Origin of the sequence: Anaeromassilibacillus senegalensis, assembly GCF_001261775.1 — a bacterium.
Lineage (GTDB): Bacteria > Bacillota > Clostridia > Oscillospirales > Acutalibacteraceae > Anaeromassilibacillus > Anaeromassilibacillus senegalensis.
The window spans coordinates 1-25,697 of sequence record NZ_LN868533.1; the positions used below are offsets into that span (position 1 = coordinate 1).

37 protein-coding genes and 1 pseudogene are annotated in these 25,697 nt (G+C 51.4%); 23 read left to right on the plus strand and 15 right to left on the minus strand.

The features are described from left to right. Positions 1 to 92: 92 nt before the first annotated feature. Together BN2106_RS00080 and BN2106_RS00085 are read right to left on the minus strand one after the other, a co-directional pair. Entirely contained in the window at positions 93 to 1,496 is a 1,404-nt protein-coding gene (locus tag BN2106_RS00080) for a tyrosine-type recombinase/integrase (protein ID WP_050696546.1), read from the minus strand. Between the two features lie 12 nt (positions 1,497 to 1,508). After that, positions 1,509 to 2,246: a helix-turn-helix domain-containing protein gene (locus BN2106_RS00085; protein ID WP_050696547.1), complete on the minus strand. Its 738-nt coding sequence runs from the start codon at positions 2,244 to 2,246 to the stop codon at positions 1,509 to 1,511. Between the two features lie 140 nt (positions 2,247 to 2,386). On the opposite strand from BN2106_RS00085, the gene BN2106_RS00090 reads away from it, so the two are divergent. The 5 genes from BN2106_RS00090 to BN2106_RS00110 all read left to right on the plus strand — a co-directional run bounded on the left by BN2106_RS00090 (position 2,387) and on the right by BN2106_RS00110 (position 4,732). Beyond that, positions 2,387 to 2,572 carry a hypothetical protein gene (locus tag BN2106_RS00090; RefSeq protein ID WP_050696548.1) on the plus strand — a complete coding sequence of 62 codons (186 nt, stop codon included), beginning with the start codon at positions 2,387 to 2,389 and terminating at the stop codon, positions 2,570 to 2,572. Then, a complete protein-coding gene (locus BN2106_RS00095) occupies positions 2,572 to 2,811 on the plus strand; it encodes a hypothetical protein (protein WP_050696549.1) in 240 nt (79 codons plus the stop codon). The genes BN2106_RS00090 and BN2106_RS00095 overlap by 1 nt, the downstream gene beginning before the upstream one ends. Before the next feature lie 15 nt (positions 2,812 to 2,826). Further along, entirely contained in the window at positions 2,827 to 3,120 is a 294-nt protein-coding gene (locus tag BN2106_RS00100; protein ID WP_050696550.1) for a hypothetical protein, read from the plus strand. A 104-nt stretch (positions 3,121 to 3,224) separates the two neighbouring features. Then, a complete protein-coding gene (locus BN2106_RS00105) occupies positions 3,225 to 4,028 on the plus strand; it encodes a rolling circle replication-associated protein (protein WP_154666358.1) in 804 nt (267 codons plus the stop codon). Positions 4,029 to 4,267: 239 nt separating this feature from the next. Next, positions 4,268 to 4,732, plus strand: coding sequence for a sigma-70 family RNA polymerase sigma factor (locus tag BN2106_RS00110; RefSeq protein WP_050696552.1), 465 nt, complete (start codon positions 4,268 to 4,270; stop codon positions 4,730 to 4,732). A 66-nt stretch (positions 4,733 to 4,798) separates the two neighbouring features. Here BN2106_RS00110 and BN2106_RS16635 read toward each other — a convergent pair whose 3' ends face one another. Continuing rightward, positions 4,799 to 5,065 carry a hypothetical protein gene (locus tag BN2106_RS16635; protein WP_050696553.1) on the minus strand — a complete coding sequence of 89 codons (267 nt, stop codon included), beginning with the start codon at positions 5,063 to 5,065 and terminating at the stop codon, positions 4,799 to 4,801. Between the two features lie 208 nt (positions 5,066 to 5,273). Between BN2106_RS16635 and BN2106_RS15885 the strand changes: the two genes are divergently transcribed. After that, on the plus strand, positions 5,274 to 5,423 hold the full coding sequence (locus BN2106_RS15885; protein ID WP_154666359.1) for a hypothetical protein: 150 nt from the start codon (positions 5,274 to 5,276) through the stop codon (positions 5,421 to 5,423). A gap of 201 nt (positions 5,424 to 5,624) precedes the next feature. Here BN2106_RS15885 and BN2106_RS00120 read toward each other — a convergent pair whose 3' ends face one another. Beyond that, positions 5,625 to 6,185, minus strand: coding sequence for an ATPase (locus tag BN2106_RS00120; protein ID WP_050696554.1), 561 nt, complete (start codon positions 6,183 to 6,185; stop codon positions 5,625 to 5,627). Further along, the gene (locus tag BN2106_RS00125; protein WP_050696555.1) at positions 6,182 to 6,406 is read right to left on the minus strand and encodes a helix-turn-helix domain-containing protein; all 225 of its coding nucleotides are present in this window, start codon (positions 6,404 to 6,406) and stop codon (positions 6,182 to 6,184) included. Before BN2106_RS00125 ends, BN2106_RS00120 begins: the two co-directional genes overlap by 4 nt. Positions 6,407 to 6,827: 421 nt before the next feature. Between BN2106_RS00125 and BN2106_RS15890 the strand changes: the two genes are divergently transcribed. The 4 genes from BN2106_RS15890 to BN2106_RS00140 all read left to right on the plus strand — a co-directional run bounded on the left by BN2106_RS15890 (position 6,828) and on the right by BN2106_RS00140 (position 8,667). Then, positions 6,828 to 6,974 (plus strand): hypothetical protein, encoded by a 147-nt coding sequence (locus BN2106_RS15890; protein ID WP_154666360.1) that lies wholly within the window; start codon positions 6,828 to 6,830, stop codon positions 6,972 to 6,974. Positions 6,975 to 6,989: 15 nt separating this feature from the next. Continuing rightward, positions 6,990 to 7,382: a hypothetical protein gene (locus BN2106_RS00130; protein ID WP_050696556.1), complete on the plus strand. Its 393-nt coding sequence runs from the start codon at positions 6,990 to 6,992 to the stop codon at positions 7,380 to 7,382. Position 7,383: 1 nt separating this feature from the next. Beyond that, positions 7,384 to 7,881 (plus strand): hypothetical protein, encoded by a 498-nt coding sequence (locus BN2106_RS00135; RefSeq protein WP_050696557.1) that lies wholly within the window; start codon positions 7,384 to 7,386, stop codon positions 7,879 to 7,881. A 414-nt stretch (positions 7,882 to 8,295) separates the two neighbouring features. Further along, the gene (locus tag BN2106_RS00140; protein WP_050696558.1) at positions 8,296 to 8,667 is read left to right on the plus strand and encodes a PBECR3 domain-containing polyvalent protein; all 372 of its coding nucleotides are present in this window, start codon (positions 8,296 to 8,298) and stop codon (positions 8,665 to 8,667) included. A gap of 336 nt (positions 8,668 to 9,003) precedes the next feature. Here the strand turns inward: BN2106_RS00140 and BN2106_RS00145 are convergent, their stop codons facing one another. After that, entirely contained in the window at positions 9,004 to 9,297 is a 294-nt protein-coding gene (locus tag BN2106_RS00145) for a DUF2442 domain-containing protein (RefSeq protein WP_050696559.1), read from the minus strand. Positions 9,298 to 9,313: 16 nt separating this feature from the next. Then, entirely contained in the window at positions 9,314 to 9,574 is a 261-nt protein-coding gene (locus tag BN2106_RS00150; RefSeq protein WP_050696560.1) for a DUF4160 domain-containing protein, read from the minus strand. Positions 9,575 to 10,083: 509 nt separating this feature from the next. Between BN2106_RS00150 and BN2106_RS15895 the strand changes: the two genes are divergently transcribed. The 3 genes from BN2106_RS15895 (at position 10,084) to BN2106_RS00155 (ending at position 11,093) form a co-directional block, all read left to right on the plus strand. Further along, on the plus strand, positions 10,084 to 10,254 hold the full coding sequence (locus BN2106_RS15895) for a hypothetical protein (protein ID WP_154666361.1): 171 nt from the start codon (positions 10,084 to 10,086) through the stop codon (positions 10,252 to 10,254). A gap of 209 nt (positions 10,255 to 10,463) precedes the next feature. Continuing rightward, complete coding sequence (locus BN2106_RS16335; RefSeq protein ID WP_195891736.1) at positions 10,464 to 10,640, plus strand: hypothetical protein; 177 nt, start codon at positions 10,464 to 10,466, stop codon at positions 10,638 to 10,640. 144 nt (positions 10,641 to 10,784) lie between these two features. After that, complete coding sequence (locus BN2106_RS00155; RefSeq protein WP_050696561.1) at positions 10,785 to 11,093, plus strand: hypothetical protein; 309 nt, start codon at positions 10,785 to 10,787, stop codon at positions 11,091 to 11,093. Between the two features lie 172 nt (positions 11,094 to 11,265). Here the strand turns inward: BN2106_RS00155 and BN2106_RS00160 are convergent, their stop codons facing one another. The 3 genes from BN2106_RS00160 to BN2106_RS00170 form a co-directional block, all read right to left on the minus strand. Further along, positions 11,266 to 12,468: a TerD family protein gene (locus BN2106_RS00160; protein WP_050696562.1), complete on the minus strand. Its 1,203-nt coding sequence runs from the start codon at positions 12,466 to 12,468 to the stop codon at positions 11,266 to 11,268. A 97-nt stretch (positions 12,469 to 12,565) separates the two neighbouring features. After that, entirely contained in the window at positions 12,566 to 12,871 is a 306-nt protein-coding gene (locus BN2106_RS00165; RefSeq protein ID WP_050696563.1) for a DUF3795 domain-containing protein, read from the minus strand. A gap of 60 nt (positions 12,872 to 12,931) precedes the next feature. Next, entirely contained in the window at positions 12,932 to 13,252 is a 321-nt protein-coding gene (locus BN2106_RS00170) for a hypothetical protein (protein ID WP_050696564.1), read from the minus strand. A gap of 156 nt (positions 13,253 to 13,408) precedes the next feature. Between BN2106_RS00170 and BN2106_RS00175 the strand changes: the two genes are divergently transcribed. The 10 genes and pseudogenes from BN2106_RS00175 to BN2106_RS00215 all read left to right on the plus strand — a co-directional run bounded on the left by BN2106_RS00175 (position 13,409) and on the right by BN2106_RS00215 (position 19,222). After that, positions 13,409 to 14,137 (plus strand): metallophosphoesterase family protein, encoded by a 729-nt coding sequence (locus BN2106_RS00175; RefSeq protein ID WP_050696565.1) that lies wholly within the window; start codon positions 13,409 to 13,411, stop codon positions 14,135 to 14,137. Then, positions 14,125 to 14,769: an epoxyqueuosine reductase QueH gene (locus BN2106_RS00180; RefSeq protein WP_050696566.1), complete on the plus strand. Its 645-nt coding sequence runs from the start codon at positions 14,125 to 14,127 to the stop codon at positions 14,767 to 14,769. Before BN2106_RS00175 ends, BN2106_RS00180 begins: the two co-directional genes overlap by 13 nt. 114 nt (positions 14,770 to 14,883) lie before the next feature. After that, positions 14,884 to 15,939, plus strand: coding sequence for an MFS transporter (locus BN2106_RS00185; protein ID WP_050696567.1), 1,056 nt, complete (start codon positions 14,884 to 14,886; stop codon positions 15,937 to 15,939). Further along, the gene (locus BN2106_RS00190; RefSeq protein WP_050696568.1) at positions 15,882 to 16,181 is read left to right on the plus strand and encodes a hypothetical protein; all 300 of its coding nucleotides are present in this window, start codon (positions 15,882 to 15,884) and stop codon (positions 16,179 to 16,181) included. Before BN2106_RS00185 ends, BN2106_RS00190 begins: the two co-directional genes overlap by 58 nt. Positions 16,182 to 16,204: 23 nt before the next feature. Further along, positions 16,205 to 16,633 carry a winged helix-turn-helix transcriptional regulator gene (locus BN2106_RS00195; RefSeq protein WP_050696569.1) on the plus strand — a complete coding sequence of 143 codons (429 nt, stop codon included), beginning with the start codon at positions 16,205 to 16,207 and terminating at the stop codon, positions 16,631 to 16,633. Positions 16,634 to 16,714: 81 nt separating this feature from the next. Then, positions 16,715 to 16,783, plus strand: a pseudogene (locus BN2106_RS16640) (XRE family transcriptional regulator); the annotation flags it as partial. Between the two features lie 27 nt (positions 16,784 to 16,810). Next, positions 16,811 to 17,260: an XRE family transcriptional regulator gene (locus tag BN2106_RS00200; protein WP_242846215.1), complete on the plus strand. Its 450-nt coding sequence runs from the start codon at positions 16,811 to 16,813 to the stop codon at positions 17,258 to 17,260. Positions 17,261 to 17,371: 111 nt separating this feature from the next. Beyond that, positions 17,372 to 18,046, plus strand: coding sequence for a phosphatase PAP2 family protein (locus BN2106_RS00205; RefSeq protein WP_050696570.1), 675 nt, complete (start codon positions 17,372 to 17,374; stop codon positions 18,044 to 18,046). A gap of 18 nt (positions 18,047 to 18,064) precedes the next feature. Further along, complete coding sequence (locus BN2106_RS00210; RefSeq protein WP_050696571.1) at positions 18,065 to 18,439, plus strand: DUF4180 domain-containing protein; 375 nt, start codon at positions 18,065 to 18,067, stop codon at positions 18,437 to 18,439. Between the two features lie 63 nt (positions 18,440 to 18,502). Continuing rightward, entirely contained in the window at positions 18,503 to 19,222 is a 720-nt protein-coding gene (locus BN2106_RS00215; RefSeq protein WP_050696572.1) for an MBL fold metallo-hydrolase, read from the plus strand. Between the two features lie 99 nt (positions 19,223 to 19,321). On the opposite strand, the gene BN2106_RS00220 is transcribed toward BN2106_RS00215, so the two are convergent. The 5 genes from BN2106_RS00220 to BN2106_RS00245 form a co-directional block, all read right to left on the minus strand. Further along, positions 19,322 to 19,561, minus strand: a complete 240-nt coding sequence (locus BN2106_RS00220; RefSeq protein ID WP_050696573.1) for a hypothetical protein — start codon at positions 19,559 to 19,561, stop codon at positions 19,322 to 19,324. A gap of 124 nt (positions 19,562 to 19,685) precedes the next feature. Further along, positions 19,686 to 20,609, minus strand: coding sequence for an AraC family transcriptional regulator (locus tag BN2106_RS00225; RefSeq protein WP_407921732.1), 924 nt, complete (start codon positions 20,607 to 20,609; stop codon positions 19,686 to 19,688). Between the two features lie 112 nt (positions 20,610 to 20,721). Continuing rightward, entirely contained in the window at positions 20,722 to 22,473 is a 1,752-nt protein-coding gene (locus BN2106_RS00230) for a serpin family protein (protein WP_050696574.1), read from the minus strand. A gap of 815 nt (positions 22,474 to 23,288) precedes the next feature. After that, positions 23,289 to 24,539 (minus strand): serpin family protein, encoded by a 1,251-nt coding sequence (locus BN2106_RS00240; RefSeq protein WP_195891737.1) that lies wholly within the window; start codon positions 24,537 to 24,539, stop codon positions 23,289 to 23,291. 138 nt (positions 24,540 to 24,677) lie between these two features. Beyond that, the coding region (locus BN2106_RS00245) for a DUF4349 domain-containing protein (protein WP_154666363.1) at positions 24,678 to 25,697 on the minus strand (1,020 nt) is incomplete at its 5' end.

Sequence of the window (25,697 nt, forward strand, 5' to 3'; positions counted from 1 at the left end):
CGAAAAAAATCGAAAATGTTCAACTTTTGTTCAAGTCAGGTCAAAAAAAGGGGCGGTCACGTCTTCTTTGGGGAAGATTGTGGCCGCTTTTTTTATTTTGTTTGCGCCTTGTTTTCCGGCAGGAGTACGCCCGCCAATGCGTCACAGGCCGCCGCCTGTTTGCTCTTGATTGCATGGGAATAGATGTTTACCAGTGTGCTTGCCTGCGCGTGGCCCGTCAGGCTTTGAAGTGTCCGCACGTCCACGCCCGCCGTGATCTGCAACGTGGCGAAGGTGTGGCGCAAGCTGTGCGGCGTAATATATGGGAAATCATGCTTCTTCAAAAACTTTTTCATCCAGAAGTTTATTGTTGCCGGGTTTATCGGCCTTCCGTCTTCCTGAATGAAAAGCCGCTGCGCCTGTCCCTTCCAGGACTTGCCATACAGCAACTTTTGACTGTTCCACCATGCGCGGTACTGTGTCAACAGCTCGAATACGAAGGACGGCAGCTTCACCGCCCGAACGCTTCCGGTGTTCTTCGTCGGCACCTCTACGACGCCTTTACCCGGCTGGTACTGGGAAGCGCGGAGAATGTGAACAAGCTCCTGCCCTTCGTCTATATCCGGCCAGGAAAGCCCACACAATTCCCCACGGCGTGCCCCGGTAAACAGGAGCAGAACAAGCGCGGTTTTCATGCGGAGGTCTTCTTCGTTGAGCAGCAAAGAAAGGAACGTGCGGGCTTGATCGTCGTCCAGGTATTTTGCTTCCTTGTGTGGAACTCGCGGCGCGGCAGCGTGTTCCCCTGCAACGTTAAACGGTACCAACCGTTCACGCTTTGCTTTTTCCAGCACAGCGGAAATAAGTCGATGATAATGCAAAATGGAATTCTGCGATAAGCCGGCATTGCTCTTATGAACTACAAAAAGTTCATTCGTGGGTAAATCCAATGCGGCGCTGATCTTCTCCGCCGTCGCAACGCTTACATGCTTTCCCCTGGCCGCCGATTGTACGGACGCCGGAGAAAGGGTTGATAATTTCGCCAGTTTTTCACAACTGATCTTGCGTTCTTCCATGACTGGCTTCAGTTTATCGGATTCGGCGTAATGCTTGTTGAGATTCACACCACTTTCAGCAAGATTTTTATAGAATGCTTCCAGGTGATGCGACTGCAATTTTTCCAAACGGATATGGCCCAGCGCAGGAACAATCCTTTTCATCAAGTCCTGGTATCCTTGTTTGGTTGCCGGGGCTATAGGGGCGTTATCCACCCAGTTCATCGCGTACTCCCCAAAGGTAGTCTTTCCGTCGAAAGCAACCATTCCGTGCTTGACCTTATCTTCAAACAAGGCCGCTTGCTTCACTACTTCCTTTTCCGCTGCGGAAGGGCGCATATTGGCCGAGGGCCGCCATGTCATGCTCTTTGTGATCTGGTGGCCGGTGCCGGTTTCATCCACGTAAACACGGATTAGAAAGGAAGTAGAACCGTCTTTATTCGTCCGCTTCGTTATGTTCGGCATTTTTATTCCCTCCTAATCATCATCTATATCACGATTAATATTTTCAAGGAGGTCATTCAGGTATTTTTCCCTCAGTTCGAGTGCTATAAAACTTATTGTATGCATCGAATTGAAAAACTCGTTTTCTGACATGTTAAAAAAGGGTAGTATTGTGTATCCTTCTGGCAAATATTTTTTGATATTTAAAACTGCATTATCATCTATTGAACAATTTCGATGTTTTGATTCATGAAAGTTTTGGGCGTACCTTATACTATTACAAAAGAATTGCAAAAAAGCAAAAAAGGATTCAGAAGTTAAAACATCGTTCACTATGTCAATAGGTTTAATTTCTCCCATATTAAACGCATTGGTAGATTTCATTTGTTCAATCTCAACGGGAGTACATTCCGTATTCTCTAAAAGAAATGATGCAAAAGCATCTATTTGCTTAGATTCGGACATTTTACACATAGACAAAAATTCAATAGCTTCATCATTTAACCCTGTAATTTCACCTATTGTGCGGTTATCTGCATTTTTATTGTCACTAATTCCAAGCAGCCAGTCTGTAGATACATTACACTTCTTTGCAATTTTGATGAGAACGGATGCATCGGGAATTCTTTCTCCATTTTCATAAAATCCAACAGTAGGCCTAGAAATTCCTAAAAAATCCGCAAATTCAGCTTGTGTCATGTTGTCGCGTAATCGTCCGAATCTTTCTGCAAAGATAGGTAATTTCATTTCCTTTGCTTCTTTTGTTCGCATTTTGTTCGCCCTACCTCTTCAAAAATTATCAATCGAAGCTATTTATCTCTTTAGCTTGACAATGATCTTGATGTTTACTAAAATAACTATAGAGCAGTCAAACGAAGAAGTCAACAACAACTTTAAGGAGGAATTAAACGATGGGTGTCAAAAATCAAGAAATCCGTCTGGAGGCCGCAGGTCGTGGAATAAAACTCTGGCAAATTGCCGATAAATTGGGAATCGCAGACGCAAGCCTTTCTCGCAAGCTTCGCCATGAGCTTCCAGACGGAGAAAAAGAAAAAATCAGAACGATCATTGCAGAACTGGCACAGGAGGGTGAATAATGGAATTTGATGACCTGGCGAGTATCCACAAGACCGCACAGCGGTGTAAAGCGGAGGGGATCCCGCTGGCCGAAAAGGCATTACGCCGATTCGTAAAGACCGGAGAACTTCCCGCTGTCCAGACTGGAACAAAAGCGCTGCTTCTATGGGATAACGTGCGCGAATTCGTTCGCAAGGGGAACAGCGCTCCCGTGCAGGTATCGACTTTCGGGCAAATACGCCGCATTTCTGAAAGATGAAAGGGGCGCTGACAAGTGGATTTAATGAAGTACATACCTGTAGGGAGAAAGAATGCAATCACAGCGGAAATACTGGCGGCCCGTGCCGGGTATCGGAGTGTTCGCGCCCTGATGCAGGACATCCACAATTTACGCGCAAATGGAAAGTTGATTCTGTCTGCAACTGAAAGGCCACAAGGATACTTTATCCCCGGAGCGGATGACAAGGAAGAAGTTCGTCACTTTCTCTGTTCCATGCGGTCACGCATTAATAAAATAGAGGTTGCAGCTAGACCGGCAGAACAGTATTTGAAAAACAATTCCATATAATCAAAAAGGACAATAGCGGCCTTTTGACCGTAATTGTCCTTGTAAATAAGCTTATCTTTTAGGGGCAGGTAGTAAATCCAGTGCAATAGAAGGGAGTTGTGAAAGTGCCTTATCTGGAACGGCGTATCATCAGCGGAGATTTATTAGAGATTGAACGGTATTATGCAACTTGTAACGGTAGCAAAATGCCAAAGAGCCTGAAAGAGAATGAAACAAGCAAAGGGCAGCAGGATCTGAACAACCGGAACGCACAGAAGAAACTGATGCGGTTGATAAATGCGAACTTTGACGGAAGAAAAGGTGACCTGTTTGTAACACTGACTTACAGAAAACCAGTGAGTGAGAAAACCGCTAAAAAGGAAATCAGCGACTTTCAGCGCCGTGTCCGGAAATACAGGAAGGATCATAGCCTTTCAGAACTCAAATACATAACGATTACAGAAAAGCAGGGAAAGTGGCATCACCATGTCATTCTGAACGCATTACCACTGGAAACAATTACGGAGTTATGGAAGCATGGCCGTATTATGGCCTCTGTGCTGGATAAAGCATACAACTTTGAAGACCTATCGAAGTACCTCACAGCGGAAAACAAGCCTTCTAAAGGCGATAAAGCGCAGGAAAACGCAAAAGAACCGCGCCGGAAGTATGCCCGTAGATGGAGCGGAAGCCATAACTTGAAAAAGCCCATTGTTGAGATAAGGGAGATTAAACGCGCCGATATACTGAAGCGGCAGCCTTCTGCACCCAAGGGGTACAGGCTTCTCAAAAACTGGAACATTGGCACAGATATTCAAGGGAATCTATACCAGACCTTCAAATGCGTAAAGCTGGAAGTGAATTTACCGGGAAACAAGCGATCAAAAAGAAGCTTCCAAAAGGTAGAACTTCACAGCGGTTTGATATAGGCGCTACTGTGATATAAAAAAGACCGCCCCGGAGGACGGCCAAACGGTAGGAAAGGTTATCTCTACTCTACATCTTCCGGAGAGGTTTTGCAATGACCGAACAGAGAATGAACAAAGGGCGAACAGAAGAAATCCCGCCTTTTGAAGCCAGAGGAAAGCGAGCGAACGCCTGAACGAATACCGAGCAACCGAACGCCGGGGAAACGCGTGAACCGCTGTCCAATGAAGAATTGGCGGTTATGGCACAATCTGGAGACCAGGCCGCCGCCGCGCAGTTATGGGAGCAGGTCAAGCGCCTAGTATTCCTGTTCGCATTCAAGTTCTTTCACGCCCAGCGGCCCGCCTGCGCTTCCTGCGGAGTGGAAATAGAGGACGTCCAGCAGGAAGCGTTTCTGGCCGTGATAGATGCCGTGGAGGATTTCAGCCCGGCGAAGGGATACAAGTTCAATTCCTACCTTCGTTTCCACGCAAAGAATCGCTTCAACGCCCTGATCGGATACCGGGGGAACCGCGCGCCCCGCCCGCTGGACAGATCTGCAAGCCTAGATGAAGCTGTCGCCGGAGAAGATGACGACCTTTCCCTTTTGGAACTGGTGGAGGATCCCACAGCGGCCGGCGCGTTTGAGGATGCGGAAGAACGAGAATATACCCGGCAGCTTTACACAGCGCTGCAACAGGCGATGGACATGCTGGACAAGCAGTAAAGCGAAGTTCTCCGTGCCCGGTACTACGACGGCCTCACATTCAAAGACTGCGCACAGCGGGAAGGTTTAAGCCCGGAGCGCGTCCGGCAGATCGAAAGAAAAGCCCTGCGGAATATGCGCGGCGGAGAACGCTTCACCACCTGTCCACGGTGCGGCGCGAAATTCCCCGTTGACCTTGCGGAGATCGCGGACATGGATGGAGGTTTTGACCTCTACGGCGCAGCGGTCTATTGAGTTCCGTGCAGCAAGGCCATGCAGGAAGAGCGGCGGGCCGGGAACGTTGTCCCGCTGAAATCGATCACCGGTGACCGATTTCAAATTGAAACAGAGCAAGACGGTGCGCCGCTTTGATGTGCGTTTATCAATTACCGATGTGCACCCGTATAAGGCGTTCTTTGTTTCACACTTGGAAGTTATTGAGATTTAGGAGAAAACGCCTCCTGTGGCCGTCCAGGGCTTTAAACGGCGAATATCCAGCGGTCGTCCGCCGCAATATTCAAACAGAACAGCGGTTATCATGCCGTCAGGGGGGGCGGGGGCTATGAAAAAAGTTTCAGTTGGCGTGGTGCAATACCGCAAGGCCTCTTTTTCCCCGCAAAAACTCCCCACGGCCTTTTTGGGTATTGATTCCGCTCATTTTAATCGTGCTGCGGCGGCACGGATGCGGCTCTGTGAAAGAATGCGATATTAACCACTCCCCCTTAAAAAGTAGTTAGGGGCAGGCCGAAACGACCGAAAGCCCCACCCTCCAAAATACACGCGGGCCTCGCACGTGATCCCCCCTACCTGATTCTCTGATAAATAGAGCGATTCAAAAGAAACAGCGGGCAGCTTCCCTCATTTGGGTGGCTGTCCGCTGTGCTTTTATGGTTCGATTCCCTTTTCCCTGGCTTTATCCCTCAATGGCTCTCAGAAGATCAGAAAACCACCCCGGACATTTTTGGCCGAGTTGAAGCACTTCCCCGTTCCGATACTCTCCCACAGCGGTAAAGCCGTTGTCGTTGTCGTAGAACGTTGCTTCATCGCAATAGGGAAGAATGCGCTTCACGTCCTCATACCGGCTTTCAAAGCGTCGCAGAACGTCATTCCGTGGAATATCGTGCCCGCCCTTCTCAACGCGGTTCCTGATGCGCTTCAGGCTCTCTGCGGACGTGTCCAGGCCCACATAGTACAAGCGAATGAAGTAACCGAGTTCCCGCGCCCGACGGGCGGTTTTCTCTGTCCGCTGGCCTGACAAAGTGGTTTCCTGCGTGAAGCAGACGCCTTTTGAAAGGCATTCGTTTATCATCCGGATCGCCGCCTTCCCGCCAGCCAGCCGATCGCCGCCAAGGGAAGCCGTAATCTTATCCACGTCGATCACCCGACCGAGGTTGGTTGTTTCCGCACGCAGAACGCCGGTCAGACTGCTTTTCCCCGCTCCGTTTACGCCGCCGATGATTGTGTATACCTTCATTCTTTGTCGGCCTCCTGTTCTTCCATGTACTCCATAAGATCTCCCGGCTGACAATTCAATAGTTTGCATATTGTAGCAATGTTTTCCCACGATACAGTATCTTTGTTGCGTAACCTCTGTAAAGTCGCTTCACCTAATAATTTTTCTTTCCGTATCCTATACGTAGAGTAACCCGCTGCTTTTAAAGCTGCTATGACATCTATTTTATACACTATTGGCATAATATCACACCCTTCCAATAATAGTATACATCATATATGCACAAATATCAAGTGTATAAATTGCACAGTATATGCACTTAATATTTGTGTATATAATCAATTTACATACACATTATTTAAGTGTATAATATAGATAGTCAAAGGGAACAAGGAAGCGCGGCAAGCGCCCTGAATACTCCGGGTTGAGGTGCTCCAAAGTGTAGGAGGTAAAGTATCTGAGACGCACAGGGCGATTTCCTTTTGATGAACGGTTCACCGCCAGCCAGATAAAGACGGGGTTAGAACTTAGCCAGAAAGTCCGCTGTGGGTATGGGCGAAAGACACCACCGGTTCCGGCGTATCCGATGAAAGCCGCTGTACCTTGAAAACAGAATGTGAATGGGTGCAATCCTACAAAGCAATTGCCGGGTAGCCTTTACCGTTGGATGAAAAGCAAGAAGGCAGCGAGCGCGAGCGGCTGAATGCCTGCGCACACCTCACAGAGGAAGGAGCGTTGAAGGCCGCCCGGCCTGAACTGTACGCCGCGTTCACCAGAGAAACCACAATCAGACGGTTTACTGTGGCATAGAAAGAAGGTCTGTTGATGCCAGGACAAAAGAAAAGCGCCCTGTCGGCTGCAACCGTACAGAGCGCAAAGAGCAATATCATCTACATAGACTTTACACAAAAAACAAACAAAAGTCAAGACTTATTCTGCACAGAACACGCTAAATATCCTCAATTCTGTATGGGAAAAGTAATTCAGTTAGATGAAAAACGAAAGACTGCACGAAAACACACGACGGATTTAAAAAATAATATACATGGCACGTTTGCAGATAATAGCGAGAGGGGCAAAGCCGAACCAATCACACGCGAAAAAGCTCAGAAACTGTTTTTGGAAGTCATGGAAACGCGCGAGCATTACATAAAGTGCCCGGAAAATTCCATGAAAATTATGCGTGATAGAATTACACAAATGAGAGGAAACCGATAAAATGGATGAGTTCTTTTTGTTCAACTCGTGTTCAACTTTTGTTCAAGAAAGTGGTGAATGTTCAAGAAAAAGCAGGACAGAACAAGGAAAGGCGAAGTCTAAAAAACGGCTTGAAACCGCCATTTTTGGCACATTAAGAAAAGTAAAGAAACGCAAAAATCCACACTACGAATCAAGAGGTCAGGGGTTCGAGTCCCTTCGGGCGCGCCAAAAGAAAGACTGTTTTTGTGCTTGTCACAAAGACGGTCTTTTTTCTTTTGGCGCGTCCCGACATCCTCCAATCGCACTTCGCCTTGCGAGGCTCGTGTTCTTGGGAAGGGACGTCGGCGGCAAAACCGTCCACTGGACGCTTTTCCTCGCCTCTACTTCGGGCGCGCGTGCTACAAGTCGGCTTATTCTTATATTCCACCGCAGGATTATCGAATTAAGAAATGCGCTTATTCCTTTTGCTGATTTTCTCAGCATATATTACCCTAAAAACAGCGGTGTTTTAGTGTAATATTATTAACAAGAAAATGTAGCAAGGGCAAAAGTTTGTCACAAAGACAGTCTTTTTTCTTTTGGCGCGTATATAGCCGTTAAGCTTTGAAAACGTTCAACTTTTGTTCAAGTCAGGTCAATAAAGCGACGTCATACCTAATTCCGAAAGGATTGTGACTCTTTTTTATTGTCTTATTTATCGTATACTTGTTAAGTAGCCGAAATAGTATTATAATTTAATAGACGTGATCAACATCAAAAAATTTAAGAAAAAGAAAGAAGAACATGAAGCAATATGAGTAAAAGGCTCCATGAATGTATCCCCTAAACAGACATCATACCAAAGCCCTTTGGCGGATATGAAGCACCGCATGCAATCAATTATTTTAAGCAAAAATTGGAGGAACCGTCAACGGAACATAACATATATCCCGTGAAAATAGGAGAAATAAAATCAGAGGTAATACATGCTTTATCTCTTTCTGTATCGGAAGGGACCCCGATTTACTTAGGAAGTTCAAATATAGAACATATTATAAACAAGCATCCATCTGATTACAATAAATATGGAAAATACATCGGCTTGATTGTTAACGAACCCGACTTTGTTGGCCTTAATGCTAAGAATCAATCTATTGAATACGTTAAGGAATTTTTAATAGATGGAGATTTTGTAAAGGTTGCTGTTAGAGCATCTTCTATCGGTAAGTATTTTGTCCGATCTCTTTATACTTTGAATACAGAAAGAGCTATCCGCTTCATTTCCAAAGGCACCTTAAAATCCTTGACAAAATCCCATGAATAGCATATACTAATAATACAAAAGATATAATTAATAAGAATTAGAGGACGGAACGGGCAGCCGTCACCCATTGTTAGGAGATGTGGGAATGTCACCCCACCTAATTCTTATTAGCAAAGAGAGGGAACGAGCAATCGTTCCCTCTTGTTTTTGTTTTCAGACTTAAATTCCATACAGCGGACAGCCGCCTGAACAAGGGACACTGACCACTGTTTCCCTTTAAGCCCTATCTATCAGGTAGAGGGAGCATGTGCAAAGCAATTTTACTATTTACACAATCGCGTTTTTTAAATGCTTAACTGCTGTATCGTTTAAAACAAAAAGACGGTATCCACACCATCAGACCATATTCCGCAATGGATCCTCTACAACCGCACTTTTATAAATTTCAATTGGGTCCAAATCAATGCAGGCGGTCTCATCCCGGTCACCGGTCATATCCCATGCAACCGTATCATTCAACACGGTCAGGCGGCTTTTGAAAAAATCCACATCGCCCAGCGGTGCAAAAACGCCGCCTTTTTCAATCAGCGGTTTTATGTCTACCAGACGTACCGTGCCATCGATAAAATAGGCATACACGGTAAAATCATCGCCGGGGATCGTCTGTACAACTTTTGGAAAAAAGTACATATTCCTACTCCTTTCATCAGATCAGGGGATTGATCCGGTTCAGAGGCTTTGCGTCTTTGGAAAGCTCCCAGTTTTGCATCAATTCGTCTTTGTGGATTTCACACCATGCCAGAACGAGTTTTAGCTGCTTCCCGGGAAGAGAACCAGACATTACACAGCCATTTAGAATATCGATTAAAGCTTTGTATCCGGCATATTCCGCATGGAAATGCGGCGGATTGTAATCACTGTAGAACATCATGATGCGGATTCCATAAAACAATGAAATTTCAGGCATTTTTGCACTCCTCCTGTTTTTTGTTACGATGACTGATACCATATATAACGTGTTTTCTGTATGTACTTCTCTAATGGTAGTATAACATAATTTATTCTATATTTTGGCATCAGCTTTTTAAAAACACAATAAAATCCAAGTAAAATTAAAATAAGTATCTAACACCCTTGACAAATAGGGCCGACCTAATCCATAATTAAGTCGGCCCTATTTCTGTTGGGAGGTGATTTACTGGAATCGGGTAAAAAAAGAGGTCCCAAAACGGACAATCCCAAATCCTATAAGATTAGTGCTAAATTAGATGTAAAATCTAAGGAAATCCTGCTTACCTACTGTACGCAGGAATCCATCTCAACTGCCGAAGCAGTAAGACGCGGGATTGCTAAACTGGAACCGGAAATAAAAAATAAGCTAAAATACCCAATAGACACTTAATACTCTTGACAAACAGGGTTACCCCATTCTATGATGAGGGTGACCCTGTTTCTGTTAGGAGGTGTTTGATAGAAATGGGCAAACGAGGCCCTAAAACGGATAATCCCAAACCATACCGAATGGCTGTCAAGTACGACGAAGAATGTAAGCAGATTTTGGAAGCATATTGCGAGCAAGAAAACGTCAACAGGATGGAGGCCGCAAGGCGCGGGATTAAGAAGTTAAAGGACGACCTAAAAAAATAAGGAAGTGACGCACCCCCTACGAAAAGAGTCGTCACTTCCCCGCACCGGCACACGCCAAAAGGCAAATGCGGCGTAAATATTATACCATGCGTCGCAATTCCTTTCAAGCCGTGCCGGGTTTCCCCGTCAGAAAGAAAACTTTAGCAGATTCACCTTGACTTTTGATATACATTAATATATACTTATGTATATCAAAAGGAGGTGAACGTTTGACAAGTCCAAAAATAGGACGTCCTACGGATAATCCCAAGGACAAAACACTCTTTGTTCGCCTTGATAATGAAAGCAACGACGCTTTGGAAGCCTATTGCAAACAGGAAAATGTAACAAGAGCGGAGGCCGCAAGGCGCGGGATTAAGAAGTTGAAGGACGACCTGAAAAAATAAGGAAGTGACGCACCCTTACCACAGCAACACGTCACTTCCCCGCACCGGCACACGCCAAAAGGCAAATGCGGCGTAAATATTATACCATGCGCCGCAATTCCTTTCAAGTCGTGCCGGAATACACTAAGAAAGGAATTGGAATTTATGATTATACGGCAATTGAGTGAATCGCGCTTTGAATGGTTTCATCGCTCCCTGATGGAGGAGGCCCACGCTGAACCGCTGGACGCGGGCTATACCGTCAAGCTGAAAATTAACGGCGCGGAATACGATGTCAAGCTTCAGCCGGAGGACGATTACCAGATTGCGGTTTTGCAGGCCCTGCGCATCGAGCGGAACCAATACGGCCCCGATTTTACGTTAATTACAGAAGACAATCTGTTGTCTTCGTTCTTAGAAATTCTGCTTTATCAGGGAATCTATTCATTCGGACGATCCCCGCGATACGTATAAAAACATCCAAAAGGAGCACGCCGGGCAGACTTGCCCTGCGTGCTCCTCACGATCCAACCCTTCTATTGTAGTTATTTTTGGGTTACCGATCAAATGCACACGGCCTGTCCCAATCCTCCGTATTTGCGTCCAGCGCCTGTATCAAACGGGATTCGGCTGCAAAGGAATCCGGTTATTTGCTGCCGGGCGTCCACCGCAGGCCAAAGTGATAATACCGGTCAATCTCTTTATGTCCGGTAAAGAACCGCTCCTCCCGTTTTACCTCCAGCTGCCCGTTGCGGCCCGACAAACTGGCGATTACGCAGAAGCGGTCGCGGTTGCTGGAATTCTGAATATGGATTTCAATATCCGGAGAACCGCTTTGCTTTAAAACCACCGTCGCGTCCGTGGCGTTCCAGTTTGACGTTCCCTCATAGATGTACGCAAAAATGACAGCGAAATCAATCGTCTCCGGCTTCCGGAAAACCATATTCTCTCCGTTCACGCTCGCCCCCGTGCGGTCGTCCTGATCCAGCCGGATATACGGGGGCTTCGTCTTATAGCCAAAAGCCTTTCCCAACGCCTGTACAACACCCGTTTCGCCTGTTTTTAAACGGTACAGGCACGCAAGGTCAAGGTCGATATTGGCCCGGGTGCCAAACAGCCCCCTCCTCCCGACGCTCCAATTCAGGTTTGCATGAATTTCCCCGCTGTTTTTCTGCAAATTAATGTGATGCGTGTCGCCGCTTTTCACCAGATTGATCTTTGTAGGCCTTGGCGGCGCGGGAGAAACCGGGGCAGGTGCCGCCTGTTTTGCTGCTGGAGCGGGTTTCGCCGGCTTTGGTTTCGACGCGGGAGAACTTGCCGGAGCCGGGGATTTGATTTCTTCACCCCCAAAATGTGCCAGCAGCGCGCTCAGCCCTCCGTTGAAACCGCTCGCCACAACGGACATGCGCCATATGCCGTCCTTCTCATAGAGTTCGCAGAGGATAAGCGCTTTCTCCTGGGTAAAATCGCCCCCTGCAAACGAAAACGACGCGGCCTCCTGCCGGTCAGCGGACAGGGAAAGGGTCCCTCGCTGAATGTCGCGCATGGTGACATCGCCGTCAGCCGCGACGGTGACAACCAGCTTTTTGATAAAGGAGGGCAGTTTTTGCAGATCAATCGAAAAGCGCGTGCGCGTCCCCTCTGCGTTCATGGTAATCGCATTTTCCGGTGTATGTTTTTGATTGTAAAAAACAAAGTAGCGGTCGTCCGACAGCTTTCCTTGCGCGTCAACACCAAAGCAGGTCACATCGGCGGTTCCGGTTTTCATGCCGACTTGCACGTTCAAGTTGATCTGCCGGCTCGCGGTCACATCCGCCAATTTTATTTTTTGTCCTTTTTGCAGTTGCATCTCCATTCCCCATTTCAATCAATTGTCCGGGCGATTAAGAAGAATTTCCGCCGTCCTTACAAAGCGCCCCCTCTAAGATACAGCCTTCCGCCGTGGCTTATGAATTTTCAGCTTCCATCATGCGGCGCAATTGCTCCAGCTGTTTTCGGTGATCCTCCGCGTTTTCCTCCGGGGATTTCGTCGGGTCCTCTCCTTCGTACCGGCGGCAGGGAAGCTCCCCACACAGACCGCAGTGAGGCTGGCGCTTTGTGTTGACACAGCAGTCGTAAATTTTACACACCGGTTCGCCGGTGTATGCCAGCCAGAAGGCCTTTCCCTGTATCTCCGGGCAACCCTTGCACGCATCCGGAAAATACTGGCATTCGGAACAAACGCATCCGCAGCAGCTCACGATTTTGTCCATCTCATCGCCTCACTTTTATTTTAAAAAGCCTGTCGTCACACATCACGGTGGCAACAGGCTTTAACTCTGCATTTTATTTCTTTGCGTACGCTTCAGTTCGCCGATTTCCTGGCTGTGCTCCGTCACAATCCGTTCCAGCGTGCGCACGCGGCTGCGCAGGCTGTCGATTTCCTCCGCCTCCGGCAGACGCTCCAGAATCTGCTCATGGCCTTCCGCCAGCAGACGGACCTGCTTCATCAAACCGGATTCGATGAACGCATGGGTACGGTTTTCGCTTGCACGAACTTCACTCTGTACATAGTTCTGCATCCGCTCTTCACTTGCCTGAATTTCTGTTCTCATCAGTTGCGCAATTGCCTGTAAATCCTTTTCCTCCAGCATTGTCCTCCTCCTTTCCTTAAAAACGCTTAAACCCCGTTTCATTATCTTTATTATAGTATAGCATGAGGGAATATCCCACGCAAGGAAAGGATTTTTCACCCCGCAATTGCAAAATTGCCGCCGAATTGTTACAATGAGAAAAAGGGGGAAGGCCGCATGATCTACATCACCGGCGATACGCACATTCCGTACGACGTCGCCAAGCTGACGACGCAGGCCTTCCCGGAACAGCGGCGGCTGCACAAAAACGACTACGTCATCATCTGCGGCGACTTTGGCGGCGTCTGGGCCGGTCCGCGGGGCGCGGACCGCTTCTGGCTGAACTGGTTTGGCCGCAAAAAATTCACCACGCTGTTTCTCGACGGCAACCATGAGAATTTTGACCTGCTGAACCGCTATCCCGTCACCTGCTGGAACGGCGGCAAGGTCCACCGCATCACGGACAGCGTCATCCACCTGATGCGCGGCCAGCTTTACACGCTGGAGGGCAGCACCTTCTTTGTGCTGGGCGGCGGTGCGTCCGGCGACGTGGAATTCCGCACGGAGGGCGTCTCGTGGTGGAAAGAGGAGATGCCCTGTGAACGCGAGTACGGCGAGGCCATGCAAACGCTTTTGGCCGCCAATTTTCAGGTGGACTACGTGCTCACGCACACCGCGCCGCTCTCCATCGTGCGGCAGTTCCGCAAGCGCGAAAGCGAAGAGGAGCTGAACCGCTTCCTGGAGGAGATCGACCGGCGGCTGCAATACAAACGATGGTACTTTGGCCATGTTCACCACGACGTGGACGTGGATGAGAAACACACGGCGGTCTATCAGCATTTGCTGTGTCCGCCGCAGAACCAGGAACATTTTCAACAGGAAGAGGGAAAACCGTGGAAAACCTGAAGCACAATTATCAGAAGGAGCTGGAAAAACAGCTCGCGTCTTTGGAGCGGGAGGGGACGGCGCCCACCCTGTTGCTGCACGCCTGCTGTGCGCCATGCAGCAGCTATGTATTGGAATATTTGTCCCGCTTTTTCTCGATCGTCCTGTTCAACTACAACCCCAATATTTCCCCGGAAAGCGAATTTCACAAGCGCGAAGCCGAAATCCGGCGGCTGCTGCGTGAAATGCCCCTCGCGCGGCCTGTGGAGCTGGTATCCGGTGCATACGACCCGGAGCGCTTTTTTGCCATTGCCAAAGGGCATGAACAGGAGCCGGAGGGTGGGGCGCGCTGCGAAGCCTGTTACCGGCTGCGGCTGGAGGAAGCGGCGCGCGCCGCCCGGGAACGCGGTTGCGACTTCTTCACCACCACGCTGTCCATCAGCCCGTACAAAAACGCGGAGAAACTGAACGCCATCGGCGCGGAACTGGCGGAAACCTACGGGGTTCCGTACCTGTTCTCCGATTTTAAAAAGCGCAACGGCTACAAGCGTTCCATCGAGCTGAGCCGAACGTATCAACTCTACCGGCAGGATTACTGCGGCTGCGTTTTTTCCAGGGCGGAGGCGGTGCGCAGGACTGCCGAACCACGATAAAAGGAGTTTCCAAATGAACCACGTTCTGCATTAAACCCATCCATCTGAAACAAGGCTTCCCGACGGGAGGTCTTGTTTTGTTGCATCAAAATCAGATGAATTGAGGTATTTACGATGCAGAAACGCAATATCCAGCTCTGTTACACCATCGCGTTTTTACAGGGCCTGTTGTTTTATGCGCCGGTTTCCACGCTGTACCGGCAGGCGAACGGCGTCGGCATTTTTGAAATCACCCTAATTGAAAGCCTTTCGCTCGCGCTCAGCCTGGCGCTGGAGCTGCCGTGGGGGTGGCTGGCGGACCGCATCGGCTACAAAAACACGCTGGTGCTGTGCCACCTGCTATATTTCCTGTCTAAAATCATCTTTTGGCAGGCGGACGGCTTCGCCTTGTTTCTGGCCGAACGGCTGCTGCTCTCCGCCGTCCTCGCGGGGCTCTCCGGCTGCGACACAGCCTATCTCTTCCTGTCCGCCGGGGGAACGAACTGCCCGCCGGAGGAAACGCGCCGCATGTTCGGCCTCTGGGAATCGCTGAATACGGCGGGCCTTGTGCTGGCCTGCGTCGTTTTCTCCGTGTTGATCCGGGACGATTACCGGCTGTCTGCCCTGCTGTCCGTTTTTTCCTACGGGGCGGCGTTCCTGTTGTCCCTGTTTTTGCGGGATGTCCCAAAGGAAGACAACGCGCCGCGCCCGCGGGCGCGTGAGCTGGCCGCGCTGCTCCTGAAGGACCGCCGGTTTCTGCTGTTCCTGTTGGGCGCGGCGCTGCTGGCGGAAACCGACCAGGCCATCACGGTCTTTTTAAGCCAGCTGCAATATCTGCGCAGCGGCATCCCGTCCGCCGCAATGGGGTTCTGCTCCGTCGTGCTGACGCTGGCCGGACTGGCGGCGGCGCGTTCTCACCGGCTGGCTGCGCGGCTGGGCGAGCGCCGGGCCGTCAAATGGCTGTTCGGCATGGCGGGCGCCGCCCGTGTGCCCGCCGGGGCTTTTTCCCAGTCCCCCCCTTCCCTCGTCCTTTTGGGGGGGGCGCTGGGGGGGCCAGCTGGCTGTTCGGCATGGCGGGCGCCGCCTGTATCCTGCTGGCAGCTTTTGCACAGCCCCTGCTTTCCGTTGTCCTTGTGGCGGTCCTGCGGGCGGCACAAGCGCTGTTCCTGCCCCTGCGCTCCGATCTTCTAAACCGGCGCGTCTCTATCGCCAACCGCGCGACCGTGTTGTCCGCCTATTCGTTCGCCATGAATCTGGCGGCGGTCGGCACGAACCTGGCGTTTGGCAGGCTGGCGGAACGGTCCGTCGTTCCCGCACTGGCGTTGGGCGCGATATTTTGCTTTTGCGGGCTGTTTTTTGTTCTTTGGGGATTGCAACCACCCCGAAAACATGATACGATCAGCTTACAGAATCCGCTCAGGAAGACGGAGTAAAAAAGAGGAAAAGAGGCGGCGCATTGAAAAAGGAAAAGGAAAAAAAAAAAAAGCGGGCCAAGCGCCCGGCGGTTCCGGCAGCATCCACCTCCGTTCCACCGGCACAGGCGGACACGCCGGTGGAACAGGCCCTGCCCGACGCGCCGCTGTCCTACTTTTTGCAGACAGCGGGCGGCAAATGGAAATGCCGGATCCTTTGGGCCCTGCGGGACGGCAAGGGCCTGCGTTACAGCGAGCTGAAGCATGCGGTTGCCGGCGTCACGGACATGATGCTCAGCCAGAGCCTAAAAGAACTTTACACAGACAAGATGGTTTCCCGCAAACAATACCAGGAAATCCCACCCAAGGTGGAATACCGATTGACGGACAAGGGCGCCGCGCTGCTGCCCGCATTGACGGCGGTATGCGAGTGGGAAGGGGCCTATGCGTCGAAAGAACAGGTTTCATCATGACAGGACCATACAGGTAGGGAATATGGATTTTTCAGAAAAATTACAAACACTGCGCCGGACCGCCACTGGACGCAGGAACAACTGGCGGAACAGCTTTTCGTTTCCCGCACGGCGGTCTCCAAATGGGAGTCCGGCCGCGGCACCCCGAGTATCGACTCCCTGAAAGCAATTTCCAAGGTGTTTTCCGTATCTATCGACGACCTGCTGTCCGGCGAAGAGCTGATCACGATTGCGGAGAATGAAAGCAAAGAGAAAACCCGGTCGATCCGCACAACGGTCTTCGGCGTTCTGGACGGCATGGCGGCCCTGATTCTCTTTCTGCCGCTGTTCGGCCAGCAGGGGGAAACCATGATCGAAATGGTCCCCCTTCTTTCTCTTGTAAAGGCGTCCATCTTTACCCGGGTTTCCTGTTTTATTTGGACTGCTGCAACCACCCTTTGGGGTGTCCTGACGCTCGCGCTGCAATCCGTCCAAAATCCATGCTGGTTGAAAAGCAGCGCGTCGCTGTCTCTTATGCTGTCCATATTGGGCACAATGGTTTTTGTCCTCAGCCAACAGTCGTATGCGGCGATGCTGATCTTCTTCCCCCTGCTGTTAAAAGGTATTTTGCTGATCAAACGGGCATGACACGAATCGTATCGTCCCTGTGACGGTGCGATTCTTTCTTTTTCACGGGCTCCGTACTACGCTGATAACGGATCAAATATCCGAAATCAGTACAGAAACGGAGTCATCGACATGCAACAACAAACGAAACGCAGCTTTCTCTTCACCGGGCTGTTCTTCCTGGCGTCCATCCTGTTCACACTGTTGGTCCAAACGGTCGACGTGCAGCCAATCGGCCCGGAGCAGTCTATGGTAGGGTTCGCCACCATCAATCGGTTCCTGTTTCAGCAGACCGGCTTTCAGCCTTTTTGGTATACGGTCACGGATTGGATCGGTATTCTCGCGCTCCTTACGGCAGCCGGTTTTGCCATCACCGGGCTGGCACAGCTGCTGCACAGAAGAAGCTTCCAAAAGGTCGACCGCAGCCTGCTGCTTCTGGGCGGGTTTTACATTCTGACCGCCGCCGTCTACGTGTTGTTTGAAACCTGTGTCGTCAATTACCGGCCGGCCCTGATCGATGGGGGATTGGAGCCGTCCTTTCCTTCCTCACACGTTCTGTTTGTCTACTGTATCATGGCCACTGCCGTAATGCAGTTTCACTATCTTGTAAAAAACAGAGCGGCAAGGGCCGCGTTTGACGTATTTACCGTGACCGTTATCGCCGTCACGGTGGTCGGCCGGTTCCTTTCCTGCGACCATTGGTTCACCGACCTTTTGGGCGGACTGCTGATCGGTTCCGCACTCATCCTGTTATACCGTTCGGTTGTGCAAGCGGCGGGGGAGACTCCACATCATAAAACCATTTAAAAGGGAGGGATACAACCCATGAACATAAAAAAGGCCTCTGTCAACGGAATCAAAGCCGCTGTCATTACGCCGAAGGGCGGCGAGACCGTCCTGCGGGACACACAGTCCGCGCTGGATCTTATCATGACAGCCAAGTTCGAGGCAGAGACAGACCGCATCGCCATTGATAAAAAAGCCGTCGCCGAGGATTTTTTCATACTCAGCACGGGCGTCGCCGGAGAAATCCTGCAAAAGTATATTAACTACGGCGTCAAGCTGGCGATCTACGGAGATTTTTCACGGTACACCAGTAAACCGCTCCGGGATTTTATCTACGAGAGCAACCAGGGAAACGACTTTTTCTTTGTGGCCGACGAGCAGGAAGCCGTGCAACGGCTCTGCTCCGCCAAGTAAATTTGCGGTTCTGCTTTTATAAAGCATCCGTGGGTTAGAACGTTTGAAAGCGAGAACCGCACCATGTTAAATGTTGGAAACCGCATCGTGAACGCCTGGCTGTATCCCATCGCGGACGGGTACGTCCTGGTCGATACCGGATATGAAAACGGATTTGCGTCCTTTCAAAGACGCCTTTTACAACAAAACATCCCACTGGAACACATCCGCTATGTATTTCTGACACACGTACATGACGACCACGCGGGGTTTTTAAATCGTCTACTGTCTGAGGTATCGGACTTGCAAGTCGTCATGAGCGCCAACGCGTCGGAAACCCTATACCAGGGGCAGAATTCCTTTTTCGGCGGTTGCACAAGTCGCACGGCGCTCGCCTTCTGCCGCCTGATGAAGCTGTTTGGAAAAGGCGCACACCGATTCCCTTCCATGGAACGGCACCACGCTTCAAGATGCCTGTTGGTATCCGAAAGAAACCGGGAGAAAATCGGCGCGCTGCTAGGCGGGACAATCCTTTTTACGCCGGGACACACCGCCGATTCCCTCTCCCTGCTCCGCGGCGATGGCATGCTGTTCTGCGGCGACGCCGCAATGAATGGCTTCCCAAGCTTTCATCGGATCACCATCTGGGCGGAGGACAAAACCGCCTTTGCGCAATCGTGGGAAACCATTCTGAGAGCAAAGCCCGCGCGGATCTATCCCGGGCACGGCAAGCCCTTTGACTGCGGCGAACTGGCACGCAATCTTCCCCATGTCCGTTCAATGAACCTGCATCCGCTCTCATAATCTATTTGGCATCATGGATGCGATACATAATAAAACAAGGCGAAGGGAAATTCATCCCTTCGCCTTGTTTTATTACGTCCCAATTCATACAGCCCCACACTAGCAGTCCCCGATGGCATAGAAAACGATCTGCTGGTAATCCTTCGGATCGGGAATTTCCAGCGAGAGCGGCAGGCAACGATGATATTCCCGGTGCTTCTCCTGCAGATCGCTCTGTACCTGGTACTGCTTGTTGATGTTTTCCTTCCTGCCGTCCGGATAGAGCAGGTTTACCGGCCCGGTACACTGGTCCACCGTCCGCAGGAATTCCTTCATGTTAAAAATTCGCAGTTTAATCATTGCACGCCCCTCCATTCATAAAAAAAGGCAGCCGCCGTCAGGCGACTGCCGCGAGTCAGGTATTGCCTTATGCCTTATCGCCCTTGCAATCTTATTATAGTGCAAGTTTTTTTGTAAAACTATGTTATTTCCGCCTGAATTTGTCACTTTCCTGCCATTCACGGCGATACGCCTGCGGTGTGCAGCCGAACGCCTCCCGGAAGACCTTTCCAAAATAGCTGCTGCTGCCCAGGCCGCACGACTGGCTGATGGACGTGAGGGATTCCCCGCCCTGCGCCAGAAGCTGGCACGCCTGCTGCAAGCGGTATCCTTTTAAATACTCCACCGGCGTGGTGTGCAGTGTGTCTCGGAACGCGCGGTAGCACTCGCGCTCGCTGATAAACGCGGCGGCGGCGATTTCCGCCACGGAAATTCTCTCCGCATAGTGTTCGTGCATGTAGGCCATCATCGTTTTCAGATGGTCGCTTGTCTTGTCGCGCCGCGCCTTTTCCCGCAGCAGGGGTTCCGCCAGCGCAAAAATCCGGCACCAGAGATCGGAAAGCGCCGCGCGCAGCCGAACCTCATATGCGTAGTCCTCCGTGATCTGAAAGGATGCGCGGAGCGCCTCCAAAATTTGCGCCTGCTCTGGCGCCTCGGGCCGCAGCGCGACCATCTCCACCTGTGGCGCGGTGACAAACGGCGTGATGTACTTCCGCTCAATTCGGCTTCCCTGCCATCCCCCGATCAGGGAAACGTCGAATATGTGGTTGAATTGCGTGGTCCGCACGTTGTCCTGCTGCGCCCGCGTCATATGGAGCACGTTCGAGTTGACCAGCCCGCCGGACCCGGCGGGGAGCACCACCGTTCCTCTGGACAGGCGGTATTCCAGCACGCCTTCTTCCACATAGAACAGCTCCGCTTCCTTATGCCAGTGCCACGGCACAAAACGGCCGGCGCACTGGTCAAAGTCCACATAGGAGGCAAGGTAGGGAAAGTCCGGCTGGAAATCCGGCATGACCTCCTCTTTGCTGCCGCTGCGTAGCTCAATACAGCAGATATTTTTCAGCATGTCCGCACCTCCTTTTATCCATCCTACCACATCCGGGTGAAAAACGCACGATTTTTTCCCGCCTTGAAATACGGGCAGACAAAAAGCGGCCCCCGCGGGGGCCGCTTTTTCCTTATGAAATCCAGATGGGAAAATTCTCCTCCGCGGTCCAAACGCCGGACCGGTTTTGCAGAACCCCCTCGTCCGTGCCGATCGCGCCCAGAGGGCCGCTGTACAAATCCGCTGTAAAATGAACCGACCCGTCGCTTTGCTTCTCATAGGACAGCTTGATCGAACAACCGTCTTCGATCCCTTTGTCCGGATCCAACAGCCCTTCCTGTTTCAGCTGTTCCCTGGTCGCATCCCTGACCGTTCCGCCGCGCATCTTTTGGACATATTGCAGGAACACCTCTTTCCCCGCATCGGACAGATGTTCCAGCGTGGAGGTGTCGATCGCGGTCAGCTCGCCGTCGCTCAGGGCAGGGTCCTGTTCCACCAGCCAGTCGAAAATGGCCTGATAGATCGCCAGCGCTTCCGCGTCTTCCTCCGGCAGCTCATCCTGCGTGCCCTCTTCGTCCTCCGTGGAGGGATTCTTGACAACCCCCAGGAACAGAGGAAGTCTGGTCGCCGTATCGTAAATGACACACACAAACGGGCGGTCAAAGTTGATTTCCTTCATTGCCGGGATCGCGCCGCCCGCGTCCATGATCACCGCGGTGGCGGCGCCGGCCTTCGCGCCCAGCTCATCCACCTCGATAAAGCTCTTATGCAGCACCTGCCCGATGTAGAGATTGCCGCCTTCGACCGTTCCCATTGGGGAGAAGTCCGCCTTCGCGGCATCAAACCCATCCTTCAGGCCCATCGATTGCAGCACCGGGCTCAGCTCTGTTTCATACGCAAAGCGGAACTTCGGCAGCGCGGCCTGCACATATCCCTCCGGATACGGTTCGTTTGCAGAAGAAAGCAGCTTCCTGAGCGTCTCGCCCGTCAGGGACTGCACGTATGCGTCGATGTCCTCGTCATCAGGCATAATCGCGGCAAATGCAAACCGGTCGTCCGCAAAGGGTTTCACAACGCCCTGTGCTGTATCGTCATGAATCCTTTGCTCCGTGGAAAGCATATACTTCACCTGCACCTCGCCATCCGATGCATGAAAAGCGCCGTCCTGTACCTGATATTCGCGGTAAACCGACTCCCATTCGGAGGAGAACAGCATGGTATTGATCAGGCAGAGCATCGTGCTTTCGTCCAGCCGGTCGATGATCCCGCGGATCTTGCCGTCCGTCTGTTGGTCAACCCACTGGTTGATCCGCTTCACCGTTTCGGGATTGCGGAAATCTGCCTGATACGCCTGCGCACCAAAATAGTCCGCGTTTGTTTGCAGGAATTCCCGGTTGACGGACAGGCTCTCGCCGCCGTCGAACCAGATGGAATTCCCAACCTTCATCACTGCGTCGCCCTCCCGCTGCAACCGTTCCGTCAACCCGCGAATCCCAATATTGAGACTGTTTACGTTCAACGTCCCGTCGCTGAGCAGCTGTTCCATCTGACTCCGTGTTTCGCCGTCCGCGCCGTTGGCCGCCATGCCGAGGGCATAGAGGACGGAGAGGGGGGAGAGCACCAGATTTTGGTCCGACGATTCCGCCGAAAGTATCTGCTGAAACAGCTTGACGGAATAGTTCGCCAACCCGCTTTCAAACGGCTCGTTGGGAATCCCGATGTCCGGCACCGAGCTGGGGGGAACATCGGCCATCAGGTCCTGTACGTCTGACAGCGTTGTAACACCCGGTTCGGCGGTCTTTCCCGGTGTGGGAGTACCACAAGCGGTGGTGAACAGTAAAAAAACAGCTAGAAAAAGGGAAAGGGTTTTTTTTGCCAGCTTCACCTGAAATCCCTCCTTGACTTGCAGTCGGCTTGCGCCTACGGCGAGGATCATTTTTCACCTTATAGGCAATGACCCAAACATGTTTTTCCACCTTTCTAAAAGGTGGCGGGATCAAAGGGCAGGGCCCTTTGCCGTTCTCCGCAGAGAACGGAACTCTCTTCCTGAGAAGAGCGGAGTGGGAACGAGTGATAGGGTCCTTTATGAGGCAGGATGCTGCCTCTGGGGCCTTTCTTTGGTTCCCCGGCTTTCGCCGGGGGGTGTACGTCGCTTTGAAAAGCGACAGTAAAGATTTTTTACTTTAAAAAAGTAAAACAAATTTTATTAAAACAATCCTTTACATTGCGGAAACAATGGGGTTCCTTGCTTTTACAAAACAAAAGAATTCTTGTTGCACAAGCAACATTTCGTTTAAAACTTCTACCTTACTACATAACACAATCCTGCGGGAATTGTTGCATAAGCAATTTTATATTAAAATCATGATTACCATTAACACTTTTACATAAAGCAAACGAAATAATTGCATGTGCAATCTTATATCTTTTTACGCTTTTGATAAAGCGGGAGAAAACCGCTGGTTTGCCCTCATGTCGGGCGGGCACTTCCTTTCCGTCTTGTTAGGAAAGGAAGCAAAGACCGCGTAGGGGGGCGCGAGAGCTGGGCTCCGGATCACTTCGACTCACGCCCCCCTACACCCCCGGTATCCCCATATACCTTAAATGCTCAGGGAAAGCAGTGTGCTTTTCATTGACGGCGGTACTTCGGTTTTTCTACGCTTTATGGGGATTCTTTGCCCAGGGTCAGCTGGTTTTTTATTATTCTACCGCAGGCTTCTGGATGGTTGCGAGGAAGATCGGCAATCCGGAATCGGTATCGACGATTGCGCAGACAAAGGGTTTGTCGAATTTCAATTCGACCGGCTCGCCGATCGGCATGGACATGCGCGCGATCATTTCGACCGCGGTCGCCGCGCCGGCCTTTGCGCCGGCTTCGTCCACTTCGATGAACGCCTTGTGCAGGACCTCGTTGACGGAGATATTGCGGTTCTCGTAGGTGCCAAGCGTCTTAAAATTGGCGTTTTGCACGCTGAACGCGTCGGTCAGGCCCATTTTCTGGAGCAGGGACGCCATCTTGACGTCGTACTCAAATTTGAATTTCGGCAGATGCGCGTTCGCGCGCGTACCGTTCTCGCTGCTCAGCAGAGCATTCCACTTATCGCCGGTCAAAGACTTGACATAATTGTCGGCGCTCATGCCGTCCGGCGGAAGAATCGCCGCCAGCGCCGTATGGCCGTCGCGGAAATATTTCAGCATACCCTTCGCGCCGTCCTTGTTCAGGTAGGTTTCCTCAGAAGTCATGAAGGTGGCCTGCACGTCGCCGCCCTGCGCGTGGAAGGTTCCCTTTTCCACCTTGTTTTCCGGATACGGATTCATCCAGTTCGCCTCAAACAGGATGGTATTGATTAAGTACATGATCGCGTCGTCGTCCATCTTGTCGATGATCGACGGAATCTTGCCGTCCGTGCTGGTCTTGACCCAGTTGTTGATCTGGCCCAGCGTGGCGGGATCCTTGAAGTTCTGCTGGAATACGCCCGCGCCATAGTATTTTGCATTTGTCTCCAGGAACGGCTGGTTGACATGGAGCGCCTTCGCGGTGTCAAACCAGATGGAATTGGAAATCCGCATCGTGCGGTCCTCATTGGAACGCAGGTTGTACAGCAGCTCCGCACTGTTGCGGTTGATCTCCTCCATGCTGCTCTTTCCGGCGCCCAGCAGCGTTTCAAACTGGCTGCGGGTGTTGCCGTCCGCGCCGTTCGCCGTCATGCTCAATGCCAAATAGACGGAGAGGGGGGAAATGACGGTGTTTTCGCCTTCCTTCAGACTGTTCTGGAACAGCTTGAAAGAAAAGTCCGCCGCCGCGCTGTTGAAGTTCTGCTTTTCCTGATCGGCGGAAATGGTCATGGTGTTTTCCTCCTGCGCCGACGCGGTGAGGCTTCCCAGCCCCGGCATGCTCATCAGCAGCGCGCAGATCAGCGCCGCGGCGGTGATTTTCTTCATGGTTTTCATCGTGTTTTCCTCCGTGTTTTTATTTTTTATTGCGCCCATGGCTTATAGAAAATCTCAAGATACCCACGCGCAACAAAAAATGGACTGATGTGGTTTTCCTGTTGTTCCGCGCGGAGATTTTCTCGGAATCAGCTATTTTTATGGTTTCGTTTCCTCGTTGGAATCGTTGTTATTTTTGCTTTCCACCGGGCCCGGTACGCCAATCAGCGCATCGGGGATGTGGTTGGCCGCGTTTTCTTCTTCCTTTTTGCGGCGCGCACCGCGCTTTTTGTTGGAACGCCGCACCAGCAGCAGAACCACTGTCACAATCGCCGCAATCAGCAGCAGAACCGGCGAGCAGCCCACCAGGAAGATCAAAAAGCCTTCCCCAAACGCGCTCAAGCCGTTCATTGTGTCGTGGAACTGCGAAGAGATGCGTTCTCCCAGCGTAATGGGCGCTTTGCTGATCTCCGTTTCTTTCGTGACTTCCTTGAGATCGATCGTGATGGTCATATAGCTGATCAGCGAATCATAATTGCGCAGGGTTCCAGTCAGCTTTTCAATCTCATAGGTCACCTCGGACAGCGCCTGTTCCAGCTGCACGATATCCTCCAGCGAACCGGATTTCTCCAGCAGCGCCAGCAAGCGCTCTTCCTGTGCGCGCAGGCTCTTGAGCCGCGCCTCGATGTCGTAGTATTCGTCGGTCACGTTCTGGGTGCTGGTTTCCGTCCGGATCACATTTCCCAGCGAACCGGCCTTTTCCTTCGCCTGCGCGGCTTTCTCCTGCGGGATGCGCAGGACATAGTGCGCGCTGTGCAGTCCTCCAAAGGAGGAACCGTCCACGCTGGCCTCCTGTACATAACCGCCCAGGCTTTGATACAGGTTTTCCAGCTGCTTGACGGTGGCGTCGAAGTCCAGCGTTTCAATTTGGTAGTACAGGTTTTCAATCAGTTTTTCCCCCTCGGAAGGACGTGGCGCCGCCGCGCCGGTGAAGGCTGCTTCGCCGCTTTCATACACCGCTGTCGGCGGGGCGGGTCCCTTGGTTGCGGCGGGGTTCCTCCGGGCCCGGTCGGGTTTCCTCCCCCCTTCCGGCCCTGGAAAACTGGGGCGGGCCCGGGGTTTCCCCGGTTTCTTTTCCCCACTTTGATGGTTGTAAAAGCAAGGGTCCTGTCTGCCGTG

Bases quoted from the DNA above. Each gene is read 5' to 3' on its own strand.
- BN2106_RS00210 (WP_050696571.1), top strand. From the start codon at position 18,065: ATGAACATAAAAAAGGCCTCTGTCAACGGAATCAAAGCCGCTGTCATT.
- BN2106_RS00215 (WP_050696572.1), top strand. From the start codon at position 18,503: ATGTTAAATGTTGGAAACCGCATCGTGAACGCCTGGCTGTATCCCATC.
- BN2106_RS00130 (WP_050696556.1), top strand. From the start codon at position 6,990: ATGCCAGGACAAAAGAAAAGCGCCCTGTCGGCTGCAACCGTACAGAGC.
- BN2106_RS00185 (WP_050696567.1), top strand. From the start codon at position 14,884: ATGCAGAAACGCAATATCCAGCTCTGTTACACCATCGCGTTTTTACAG.
- BN2106_RS15885 (WP_154666359.1), top strand. From the start codon at position 5,274: ATGAAAAAAGTTTCAGTTGGCGTGGTGCAATACCGCAAGGCCTCTTTT.
- BN2106_RS00125 (WP_050696555.1), bottom strand. From the start codon at position 6,406: ATGCCAATAGTGTATAAAATAGATGTCATAGCAGCTTTAAAAGCAGCG.
- BN2106_RS00240 (WP_195891737.1), bottom strand. From the start codon at position 24,539: ATGAAAACCATGAAGAAAATCACCGCCGCGGCGCTGATCTGCGCGCTG.
- BN2106_RS00150 (WP_050696560.1), bottom strand. From the start codon at position 9,574: ATGCCTGAAATTTCATTGTTTTATGGAATCCGCATCATGATGTTCTAC.
- BN2106_RS00225 (WP_407921732.1), bottom strand. From the start codon at position 20,609: ATGCTGAAAAATATCTGCTGTATTGAGCTACGCAGCGGCAGCAAAGAG.
- BN2106_RS00155 (WP_050696561.1), top strand. From the start codon at position 10,785: ATGATTATACGGCAATTGAGTGAATCGCGCTTTGAATGGTTTCATCGC.
- BN2106_RS00175 (WP_050696565.1), top strand. From the start codon at position 13,409: ATGATCTACATCACCGGCGATACGCACATTCCGTACGACGTCGCCAAG.
- BN2106_RS00110 (WP_050696552.1), top strand. From the start codon at position 4,268: ATGGCACAATCTGGAGACCAGGCCGCCGCCGCGCAGTTATGGGAGCAG.
- BN2106_RS00095 (WP_050696549.1), top strand. From the start codon at position 2,572: ATGGAATTTGATGACCTGGCGAGTATCCACAAGACCGCACAGCGGTGT.
- BN2106_RS00135 (WP_050696557.1), top strand. From the start codon at position 7,384: ATGGATGAGTTCTTTTTGTTCAACTCGTGTTCAACTTTTGTTCAAGAA.
- BN2106_RS00120 (WP_050696554.1), bottom strand. From the start codon at position 6,185: ATGAAGGTATACACAATCATCGGCGGCGTAAACGGAGCGGGGAAAAGC.
- BN2106_RS00090 (WP_050696548.1), top strand. From the start codon at position 2,387: ATGGGTGTCAAAAATCAAGAAATCCGTCTGGAGGCCGCAGGTCGTGGA.
- BN2106_RS15895 (WP_154666361.1), top strand. From the start codon at position 10,084: ATGGGCAAACGAGGCCCTAAAACGGATAATCCCAAACCATACCGAATG.
- BN2106_RS00165 (WP_050696563.1), bottom strand. From the start codon at position 12,871: ATGGACAAAATCGTGAGCTGCTGCGGATGCGTTTGTTCCGAATGCCAG.
- BN2106_RS00160 (WP_050696562.1), bottom strand. From the start codon at position 12,468: ATGCAACTGCAAAAAGGACAAAAAATAAAATTGGCGGATGTGACCGCG.
- BN2106_RS00220 (WP_050696573.1), bottom strand. From the start codon at position 19,561: ATGATTAAACTGCGAATTTTTAACATGAAGGAATTCCTGCGGACGGTG.
- BN2106_RS00170 (WP_050696564.1), bottom strand. From the start codon at position 13,252: ATGCTGGAGGAAAAGGATTTACAGGCAATTGCGCAACTGATGAGAACA.
- BN2106_RS00205 (WP_050696570.1), top strand. From the start codon at position 17,372: ATGCAACAACAAACGAAACGCAGCTTTCTCTTCACCGGGCTGTTCTTC.
- BN2106_RS00085 (WP_050696547.1), bottom strand. From the start codon at position 2,246: ATGCGAACAAAAGAAGCAAAGGAAATGAAATTACCTATCTTTGCAGAA.
- BN2106_RS00145 (WP_050696559.1), bottom strand. From the start codon at position 9,297: ATGTACTTTTTTCCAAAAGTTGTACAGACGATCCCCGGCGATGATTTT.
- BN2106_RS00080 (WP_050696546.1), bottom strand. From the start codon at position 1,496: ATGCCGAACATAACGAAGCGGACGAATAAAGACGGTTCTACTTCCTTT.